Annotated in this window: 6 protein-coding genes, 1 pseudogene and 1 other annotated feature; of the genes and pseudogenes, 2 read left to right on the top strand and 5 right to left on the bottom strand. The window is 52.9% G+C overall.

What is annotated here, in order from left to right; all coding sequences use genetic code 11:
* Window positions 1-501: 501 nt before the first annotated feature.
* Window positions 502-894: pseudogene (locus tag PV433_RS02070) on the top strand (manganese catalase family protein); the annotation flags it as partial.
* 257 nt (window positions 895-1,151) lie between these two features.
* On the opposite strand, the gene PV433_RS02065 reads toward PV433_RS02070, so the two are convergent.
* Window positions 1,152-1,976 (bottom strand): phytanoyl-CoA dioxygenase family protein, encoded by an 825-nt coding sequence (locus PV433_RS02065; protein ID WP_332070522.1) that lies wholly within the window; start codon window positions 1,974-1,976, stop codon window positions 1,152-1,154.
* A gap of 84 nt (window positions 1,977-2,060) precedes the next feature.
* Here PV433_RS02065 and PV433_RS02060 point away from each other — a divergent pair, with 84 nt between their 5' ends.
* A complete protein-coding gene (locus PV433_RS02060; protein WP_332070521.1) occupies window positions 2,061-2,930 on the top strand; it encodes a helix-turn-helix domain-containing protein in 870 nt (289 codons plus the stop codon).
* A 572-nt stretch (window positions 2,931-3,502) separates the two neighbouring features.
* On the opposite strand, the gene ltrA is transcribed toward PV433_RS02060, so the two are convergent.
* From ltrA to PV433_RS02040, 4 genes are all read right to left on the bottom strand, one after another.
* Window positions 3,503-4,795 carry a group II intron reverse transcriptase/maturase gene (gene ltrA, locus PV433_RS02055; RefSeq protein WP_332070520.1) on the bottom strand — a complete coding sequence of 431 codons (1,293 nt, stop codon included), beginning with the start codon at window positions 4,793-4,795 and terminating at the stop codon, window positions 3,503-3,505.
* A 626-nt stretch (window positions 4,796-5,421) separates the two neighbouring features.
* The gene (locus PV433_RS02050) at window positions 5,422-6,189 is read right to left on the bottom strand and encodes a sugar phosphate isomerase/epimerase family protein (RefSeq protein WP_332070519.1); all 768 of its coding nucleotides are present in this window, start codon (window positions 6,187-6,189) and stop codon (window positions 5,422-5,424) included.
* 151 nt (window positions 6,190-6,340) lie between these two features.
* A complete protein-coding gene (aspS, locus tag PV433_RS02045; RefSeq protein ID WP_332070518.1) occupies window positions 6,341-7,651 on the bottom strand; it encodes an aspartate--tRNA(Asn) ligase in 1,311 nt (436 codons plus the stop codon).
* 195 nt (window positions 7,652-7,846) lie between these two features.
* Window positions 7,847-8,079, bottom strand: a binding site (T-box leader).
* 273 nt (window positions 8,080-8,352) lie between these two features.
* Window positions 8,353-9,258 (bottom strand): AraC family transcriptional regulator, encoded by a 906-nt coding sequence (locus PV433_RS02040; protein WP_332070517.1) that lies wholly within the window; start codon window positions 9,256-9,258, stop codon window positions 8,353-8,355.
* Window positions 9,259-9,294 lie beyond the last annotated feature (36 nt).

The raw sequence follows: 9,294 nt of genomic DNA, 5'->3' as shown, positions 1-9,294 counted from the left end.
TAGATATGGCTGAAGCCAAGAACAAACGCAGCAAACAAACGGTATTGTGTCAACTCCAAGAGTGGATGGCCGATTTGCCCTTGTACATTAAGGGTTTATTCGCTAATCTAAGCTGCGAAAGTTGAGTTATTTATATGTGCTAATCCATTATTGCAACTGAATTTAATGTTGTTATTAAGTATAATTGAGACTTGCAGACTCGGATAGTCGAGTTCACTTCTTATTTGTTCAACTTTATTATAGATTTCACTAGAAATGTGCTTACCCAGATTAGATTCGACGAATTTTTTCCTAGAAGCATTAAAAAACATGTCTTGTTGTCCTTTTTTTTGTAGATTATCCGAGCACCTTTTATTATAACAGAGATTGAACCCCATAGTATAAGAGGAAAAGTACATCTCAGTAAACGTCAATACATGATTGTCTAAAAATGAATATAGAAATTGGCTGGTGAAACCTTTCTGGAGTTGTCAGGACTTTGGTAATTATCACAGATAAATCATTGGAGCCAAAGAATTTGCCCATCTCGAAATGATCGCCACCATGGTCTACAAGCTGACGAAGGACGCTACGCCGGAAATGATGAGGGCGGCCGGACTCGGCGATCATTACGTCGCCCACGACAACGCGCTGTTTTATCAGAATGCGTCGGGCGTTCCGTGGACGGCGGCCTACATACAGGCCAAGGGTGATCCGATCGCTGATCTCTACGAAGATATTGCGGCGGAAGAGAAGGCGCGGGCGACGTACCAATGGCTGATCGATATAACGGATGATGTAGATTTGCAGGACGGCTTGAAGTTTTTGCGCGAACGGGAAATCATTCATTCGCTCCGCTTCCGCGAGGCGGTGGAGATTTTGAAGGAGGAGCGGGACGCTCAGAAGGTGTTTTGAGGAGGAGCGGACGCGATTCCCGAAAAAGGTCAGGGACTGCCTCAACATGGTTCACATGCATGGGGAGGTCCCCCCTCTTCAAAGGAAAGGCCCTAAAAAAGACCTCAAGTTCCACTGTTAAGTGGGGGCTGAGGTCTTTTTCGTGAGGAAAAACAGTTCTAAGCGGAACACCAAACATCGCAAAATGACTTTCGAGACAACCCCGTTGCCGTAAGGCGGCAAACCGGCAGAACGGCAGAACGGATTGGTCAGGCAGATCAATGAGGCCCTTGAGCCTCCGGGAATTCCGATCCGCAAGGGCCGCTTTCTTCGTTCCAGGTCATATCCAGCGCTTCTCCGTCCCGGGTATACAGCGGATTGTAGTATTTGCCGATTTTCGTTGTGGAGATGCCGGTGTAGTGGCATATAAACGAACGTCTGAACCGGTCCTTCGACGTGTTCGGATAAGAGCCGTGGATCAGGCTGCCGTTAAAAAACAACACGTCCCCGGCTTGTAGCCGTGCCGGTATGGCTTGCAGCCCTTCAGGCACGGTAACCTCTTCTTTGGAAAACGATACGGCGGAATCGGCTTCGTGCGGGCATTCGATTCCGAGCGCGTTCGTTTTCGGGACGAGTTGGATGCCCCCGTTCTCCTCGTCGGAAGGGTCGACGGCCGTCCAGGCGGCGATGCAGGTGCCCGGTTCGACCTTCAAATAAAAGTTGTCCTGATGAAGCGCCTGCCCGCGGGCGCCCGGCGGCTTGAAATAAAACATGCTCTGGGCGGCGTAAGCCTCCTCCCCGAACAATCCGGAGAGAACATCCATCACGCGGGGATCGAGCATGTAGCTTTTGGCCGCTTCGTTGATCCGGTGCGGGTGCATCATCCGCGGATACACTTTCAGCATATCCCCTCCGGCTTCCTCGGGCGGAACGGCACGGAAGCAATTCGGGATCGTACCTTGGGCATGGAGTCCGCTGAAAGTTGCTTTCATTTCCTCGATTTCGGTTTCGCTGAACAATCCCCGGACGATCAAATACCCCTCTTGATCAAACTGCTGTTTTTGTTGTTCAGTAATCGGCATTGCTTGCTGTTGTTTTGACATCGTCATCCCTCCGCGGTTATGATCGGATTAACGTTCCTGTGATTTCATTGTAACGGCACGTACCTCCTGGAAGGAATGGTGGAAATGTTTGATTACCTGGACGATCCTGCTATCCAGGATCAGCTCGAGCACAAGTCCGGCCGGCTCCTGGCCGATCACTTCCTCGCACCGTTCGGTTACAGCACAAGGCGTTCCAAAGGCTCGCAGGATTGGCTGCTCACCTATACGATATCCGGCTCCGGCGTATTCAAAATCGGCGACGACATTCGCCCGTGCGATGCCGGTGCTGCGGTGCTGCTTCCGCCGGGAACGCCCCATTTGTATGCGACGCAGGAGGGTTCCGTCTGGGAGTTCGTATGGGTGCATGTCGTGCCTCCGCCTCATTGGAGCGGACTTTTGCAGTTGCCCCGGTCTTATGGAGGACTGGTCTATATTCCGATTGGGGAAGAGGCGGTGAGGCGGCGGCTCGTGGACGCCTTCCATAGAACGATTCGCGACAGCAAGGATCTCCATCCCTTTTCCGCCGAGCTTGCGATGACCGGGGTGGAGGAGCTATTGCTGCTGCTGAACCGGGAGCAGCGCCGTACGTCCGCTCCTGCAGTCGATCCGCGGGTATCGGAGGTGCTGCATATCCTGATGCACCGGATGAACGAACCGCATTCCGTCGCAACTCTTGCGTGCGGCGTTAATCTGTCGCCCTCCCGGCTTGCGCATATGTTCAAGGAGCAGGTAGGCGAGTCGATCATCGATACGCTCAATAAGATTCGTTTGCGCCAGGCGTCCCGGCTGCTGCGGTTTACAACGCTTCAAGTGAATGAAATTGCGCGGGAAGTCGGGTTTCAGGACCCGTTTTATTTCACGAAGCAGTTTAAAGCTTTTTTCGGGATCAGTCCCAGCGAATATCGGAAGCAGAGCGTCTCCGGGGATGGGAAGGAGCAGCTTGCGGGGCCGTAAAACGGGGCTATTGCGAGGAACACATCAGTCTGCTCTGCTCGCAAGAAAAGTTCCCACTTACGCAAGATCACTCGACGTGGAAGGAAATCGCATCGTTTAGAAGTTTTTTTATCGAGTCAGCAAGTGATGCAGGTCGTTCATAATGGCCGCTCGACCCTAAGCTCGGCTCTATAAACAGAAAGAAATCGAATAAGAGTGGTTTGCGAGGCTGTCGATTCATTGTGGACAACCAAGTGGAAAGGGAAAAGATTACCTTCTGGCGAGTTTTGTCTGGAATCCCTACCTACAATCCTTTTTAAATCAAGGGATTCCGGACAACCTGTTTGAGCAGAAGAAGGTAACTTTTCACTTGGAACGGCCTGCTAACACTTCTACATAATGAATCGACAGCCTCGTTTGCACCCTTTATTTAGCCCGGTTTTGCGAAAAGGCCGAAAATAGAGGGGGCTAGCGACCCTTATCTAAAACCGGACTAGAGTGAAGGGCAGAGAAATCTACCCCTCCTCATCAAACCGTACGTGAGGTTTTCCCTCATACGGCTTTCCGATGTTCGTCATTCATGTGCATACAGATTACAAGAGCGTTTTAAGTCCATATTGTCTGGCCAGAAACCTTACTTCTTGAAGCGAACTCATCCATCTTGCGCGTTGCCTCTTCTTGGCATACCATCTTGTGAGCCTTTGCAGAATGTACCAATCCAACTTTGCCAGCTTTAACTGGCTGTAGGCCGTGTAGTAATAGTTCCTCCACCCCCGAATCTTTGGATTCAGCCATTCCACGTGTTCGAGAAATGATTTATGCCTCATGTTCGGCGGGGCTAGACGTTCTTTTACGACCTCCCGGATGCGTTCTTCCGCTTTCCGAGCTAACCATTGTTGGGTTGTGTAGTACACCTTCCCTCGAGAAGTTTCCGCTTTCGTTTTGCGATGGTGCATGCCGAGAAAATCAAAGCCTTCTTCTCCTGTCCATAGTCCGACAATGCGTGTTTTGGTCGGGTGTAACGTCAGTTCTAGACGCTCCATAATGGCACGAATGAGTTCGTGTGCCCTGTCCGCGTCTTTCTTCGTTTTACACACAACCACGAGGTCATCCGCATAACGCGTCAGTTCCCCAAATCCGCTGCCATGTCGTTCCCACAGGATATCGAAGTAGTTCAGGTAGATGTTCGCGAGCAGTGGAGAAATGACTCCCCCTTGCGGCGTTCCTAAGTCTGATCGTCGAACCGTTCCTTCTTCCATGACTCCCGCCTTCAGCCACTTCCGTACCAGCTTCAAGATACGTCTGTCACTGATTCGCATTTCCACCAGCTTCATGAGCTTCTCTTGATTGATGTTGTCGAAGTAACCTTGGATGTCGACGTCGACCACCCAATTGCCTTTGCGGTTGCATGCTTTTCGGATTCGGTCCAGCGCTTGCTTAGCACTTCGTTTCGGTCTGTATCCAAACGAGGATTCCTGAAAATCCGCTTCAAAGATTGGTTCCATTACCAGTTTCATCGCCATCTGTATGACGCGGTCCCGGATGGTGGGAATTCCTAGCGGCCTTTGCTTTCCATCTTTCTTCGGAATGTAGTGCCGTCTTACGGGCTGGGGATGATACCCGCCTTCCTTGAGGATTCGATGGCATTCGTACAGGAAAATGTACTCTCCTTGCTTTTCGATGTCCGCAAGGGTCTCCCCGTCGATTCCAGCCGACCCTTTATTGGCTCGTACTCTCCTCCACGCTTCCCACAGGATGTCCATCCGGTAGACTTTGTCATAGAGTGCATGGAATCTACGCTTCTTGTTTTCCTTGGCCGCATGACCTAGTTTCTCTTGGAGTTGTTGAATGTTTTCCTTTGGTGTCGTTAGCCTCTTGGCATTCACTGACTCGTACCTCCTTAAGAAACATGAACAAAGCAGGGCTCCTTCCCTCCCGCAGGTTGTGTTGTCCTGCGTTCCTCGGTAGTATGAGCCCCTCGGACTCCCTTCCCGCAGGCTCTTCACTTCACCTTTCGGGCTTATAGAGCGCCTATTTACGGGGTTTCGAAAAAAAAATCCCGTGCGGGGGAGGGTCTCCCCAGTTCACTGCATCCTCTTTCATACCATGCCGATCCCCTTACGCCGGAGGATTCTTCGCTGTCGCTCCAAGTTCTTAACAGCTTCCGTGGTCTTCACCCATATAGACGGGGTTCGACTCCCTCTTCCCCCTCTTGCGAGGCCTTTTTGACGACGCGGCAGGATTCACTTCATGTTACGGCCTGGTATCTTGCTCGCCCTGTCTCCGACAGGTACTTTCGTCGACGCGCTTCTACGCACAGATTTCGCCGTACGCAGGCATCCTAGCTACGCGGGGGCTTGGCCCCTCCCGCGACCGGATTTTCACCGGCTAGAAGATGCGTGCCTCTGGGCACGCTCGTATAGTAAAAGAAGGGACCTTACCTCATCCGAGGTAAAGTCCCTTTTGGCATGCCGACGCGTCGTCACATAAGGTGGAGTCCGGCTTACCTGTATTAAAACTCCGCGCCAAGTGCCTTCAAATTCCTTGCGCTTACCGCGAGGCAGTCGAACGGATCGCGGCCGTAGCAGTTATCCTGCTCGACGGCGCCCCACTCGACTCCGGTAGCGGTGCAAGCGTCGAGGATGCCGCGGAAGTTCATGTTGCCTTCGCCGACTTCGGCGAAGAGCCGTTCGCTGCTGGCGTTGACGATAAAATCTTTCAGATGGATGACCTGCATCCGTCCGTCCACCTTGCGAATCCATTCGATCGGATCGGCTCCGCCGGCTTGTACCCAGTGAACGTCCAGCTCGAAGCCGAACGCGCTGCTGTCCGACTCGTCGAACAAAATGTCCATGCCGGATTTTCCATCGAATTTGCAAAACTCAAATGCATGGTTATGATAAACGAAGGTGAGTCCGGCTTCTTTCAGACGGCGGGCGATATCCGAAGCTTTTTTGGCGAATTCGACATAACCTTCGGCACTTGTCCGGTATTCCCCGGGTAAGCCGCCGATTCCGACATAGCGGCAGTCCCACAGCTTGTGCTGCGCGATAACGGCATCCAGATCGTTCTCCATATTCGCGAACGGAATATGAGTTGCGCAAATATTCAGACCGACCCGGTCGCAAATATCTTTCAGCGCCTGATCCCCGATCGGGCCAAGACCCGACACTTGCACGGCGTTGTAGCCGATATCCTTCACTTTTTGCAAGGTGACGGCGATATCTTCTTCGGTTTTCAAAAAGTCGCGAAGCGTGTAAAGTTGTGCCGCGATTCTCATGAGCGCGTACCTCCCGGTAATTCCGGTGCGTGTGATCGGCAGATCTGCATCCGGTAAATAGTTCAGTGGCTCTCTGGATGACTGGTGTGCTCTGTCAATGCCTTATTATAACGGCTCCTGTCCGATACGTAAACGATAGGTTTTCCGGCGATTACGGGGTCAGCCGGGTCCGGTCCCGCGGAAATGCCGCCGCTTCGCGCACATTCGGCAACCCGAGAAGACGAGAGGTGAGCCGTTCGAGTCCGATCGCAAACCCGCCGTGCGGCGGCATCCCGTAACGGAATACGTCGAGGTATCCGGCAAAATGTGTCGGGTCCAGTCCGCGGCTCCGGATCGATTCGCTCAACTGCTCGTAGTCGTGAATGCGCTGGCCGCCTGTCGTGATTTCCAGACCGTTAAAAAGAAGGTCAAACGAAGCGGTTAACGCTGCGTTATCCGGAGCGGGCATCGCGTACATCGGCCGGATCTCTCTCGGATACTGGGTTACGAACACGAACGCCGGCTTGTTTGGCTCCGCCGCGTATTGGCAGATCAGCCGCTCTCCTTCCGGGTCGAGGTCGCCTTTGGGCGACGTTTTGCCGTACTTGCGCTGCAGAATCTGCTGCGCTTCAGCGACCGGAATTCTCGGGATCTCGTCCGGAACCGGAACCTCTACGCCCAATAGGGCAAATTCGGCTTCACACTCCGCAGCGGCCCGCTCGAACATATAAGCGAGCAGATGCTGCTCCAGATCCATCAGTTCTTCTTCGGACCGGATAAACCCCATCTCGGCGTCCAGCGAGACGTATTCGTTCAGGTGGCGGGACGTATTATGCTCCTCGGCGCGATACACCGGAGCGATTTCGTACACGCGCTCATACCCGGCGCCGACCATCATCTGTTTGTAAAATTGAGGGGACTGCGCCAAATAAGCTTTCTGCTCGAAATAATCGACCGGGAACAGGTTGGAGCCGCCCTCGGTGCCGGACGCGACGATTTTCGGCGTAAAGATTTGCGTGAACTGCCTGCTCGACAAGTAGTCGCGAAACGCACCCGCTAACGCCGATTGAATCCGGAACGTAGCGTGAACCTTCGGATGACGCAGCGACAATACGCGATGATCCAATACGGTGTCGAGCCGCGCGCTAATGTTTTTCTTGTTGATTTCAAAAGGCAGGGGAGCCTCGACTTTGCTGATGCAGGTGACGCCGCTGGCGTGCACCTCGATGCCGCGGGGAGCTTTGGACGAAGCGGCGGCTGTTCCCGTCACCGTTACGACCGACTCCAGACTAAGCGGCGTTTCGGCCAGCTGGCCCTCCAGCACACATTGTACGATTCCGCTGCGGTCGCGGACATCTACGAACGCCACGCCCCCCATGCCGCGGATGGCGTGGACCCAGCCTTGTACCGTAATCGCTTGCCCGGTATGCTCGGAGACCCGGGAGCAAAGCACACGGATAGAAGAAGACGAATGAGTTGTCATAGCAAACACTCCTATTCAATTGTGTAGTTTTAAACCTGGACATGAAGTTGAAGTTGTTGTTATCGTCGTTATCATCGTCGCCGTCATCCATGTGATCACCCCCCTAAATGGACCCCCGAAAACAGCCCCCAAAAGTGAAGCGGGCCTTCGCAGCTTATGCCGCCAGCTCCGCAGAAAACACAAAAACCCCGTCCCAACAGGGACGAGGTTATCACTCGCGGTACCACCCAAATTATCGCGCAGCCGCGCGATCGCTCGAATCCCCGTAACGCGGGGAGGCGTCCGCTCCTACTGCGCCGCTTGGGGCGGCCGTTCAGGCGGAACTCTCCGGTGTCGTTCACTCGGACGTCAGCCGCCGTCCTCCCAGCCAAGGGACGGCTCTCTGTGCGCTGCGCGTTCCGGCTACTGCTCCGGATCATCGTTTTGGTCGTTTCACATATAGTATTCACTTTGGACGGTTTTGTCAAACAGAAAAAAACGGGATCATTCCGATCCCGTAGTTTTACAAGTCCAAAAGAGAAAGTGAAAAGCAAAAAAAGGTGGGGGAGATGCGCGTAAAGCGAAGCGTCTGACTTTAAAATCGTATTGTAACCATAAAATGGAATAAAAAACAAGACGATTTTAACGGAAGTGAAGCGTATTCCCCCCACCCTTTGCCTTCGTAAGCTTCTTCTCTTTGCAGACTTTTGCATCAGCCCGGATCATTCCGATCCCGCTTCTTCCTTCTGCATCGCCACGTATACAGAGGGGGGATACCCCATAATGCGCGAGAACGCCTTGCTGAACGACTGAATCGTCTCGTAATGCAGCCTCGCCGCCACCTGCTTGATCGACAAATTGCCGTATTTGAGCATCTCCAGCGCCTTCTCGACCTTTTTATGATTGATATACCGCTGCAGGGTCATACCGGTTTTGTCCTTGAACGTGTGCGACAAGTACGTATAGCTGTATCCCAGATCCTCGGCCAGCGTTTTAATGCTTTTGAGCTCGAAAATGTGGTGCTCGATGTAGCGGATAACCGAATACACCGTGTACCCGACCGAATGGGAGGAACGCTCAGGCGCGTATCTCGCCACTTTGCCGCTTTTCTCGATAAAGGAGCGGTACGCCAGAACGATGACTTCTTCCAGATAGTTTTTGATCATCGTGCGCGAATACGGCTTCTGCGAATAAAACTCGTCGATATTGCGAAGGAACGGGATCATCACGTTGTACGTATCCTTCGAATGGTAATAAGGGGCGGATTGCAGGAAAGCCCGGATGTCCGCAAATTCCCCGTCCGCGTTCTCATTAAACATAAATCCCATGTAGACGAAACGCAGCATGCTGGACTCGTCCGTCTGGATGGAATGAACATGGCCTACGGAGTTGAAAATAATGTCGCCCGCGCTGACCTTCACGCAGTCGTCCCCGACGTGGAAAAAACCGCTGCCGGACACGATGCAGCTCAGCTCCAGACAGTACTGCATATGCGGCAAAATCTCGTAGCCGCACTCGCAGCATATTTCCCCGATCTGGTACAGATCGATACCTCCGTACGCCGACTTCCCTTTGGGAAATACGTTGTCGAAATGAAACAAACAGCCCGCTTGTCCTCGTTCCTTCATATCGTCTCACGCTCCTGTGAACCGGCCCCGCCTGAT

Source organism: Paenibacillus sp. GYB004 (genome assembly GCF_036577605.1).
In the GTDB taxonomy this organism is placed as follows: Bacteria; Bacillota; Bacilli; order Paenibacillales; family NBRC-103111; genus Paenibacillus_AB; species Paenibacillus_AB oceani.
The sequence above is the reverse complement of the archived record's forward strand: the minus strand, read 5'-3'. Positions and strand labels throughout refer to the sequence as shown.

Bases quoted from the DNA above. Each gene is read 5' to 3' on its own strand.
- PV433_RS02060 (WP_332070521.1), top strand. From the start codon at position 2,061: ATGTTTGATTACCTGGACGATCCTGCTATCCAGGATCAGCTCGAGCAC.
- PV433_RS02050 (WP_332070519.1), bottom strand. From the start codon at position 6,189: ATGAGAATCGCGGCACAACTTTACACGCTTCGCGACTTTTTGAAAACC.
- PV433_RS02065 (WP_332070522.1), bottom strand. From the start codon at position 1,976: ATGTCAAAACAACAGCAAGCAATGCCGATTACTGAACAACAAAAACAG.
- aspS (WP_332070518.1), bottom strand. From the start codon at position 7,651: ATGACAACTCATTCGTCTTCTTCTATCCGTGTGCTTTGCTCCCGGGTC.
- PV433_RS02040 (WP_332070517.1), bottom strand. From the start codon at position 9,258: ATGAAGGAACGAGGACAAGCGGGCTGTTTGTTTCATTTCGACAACGTA.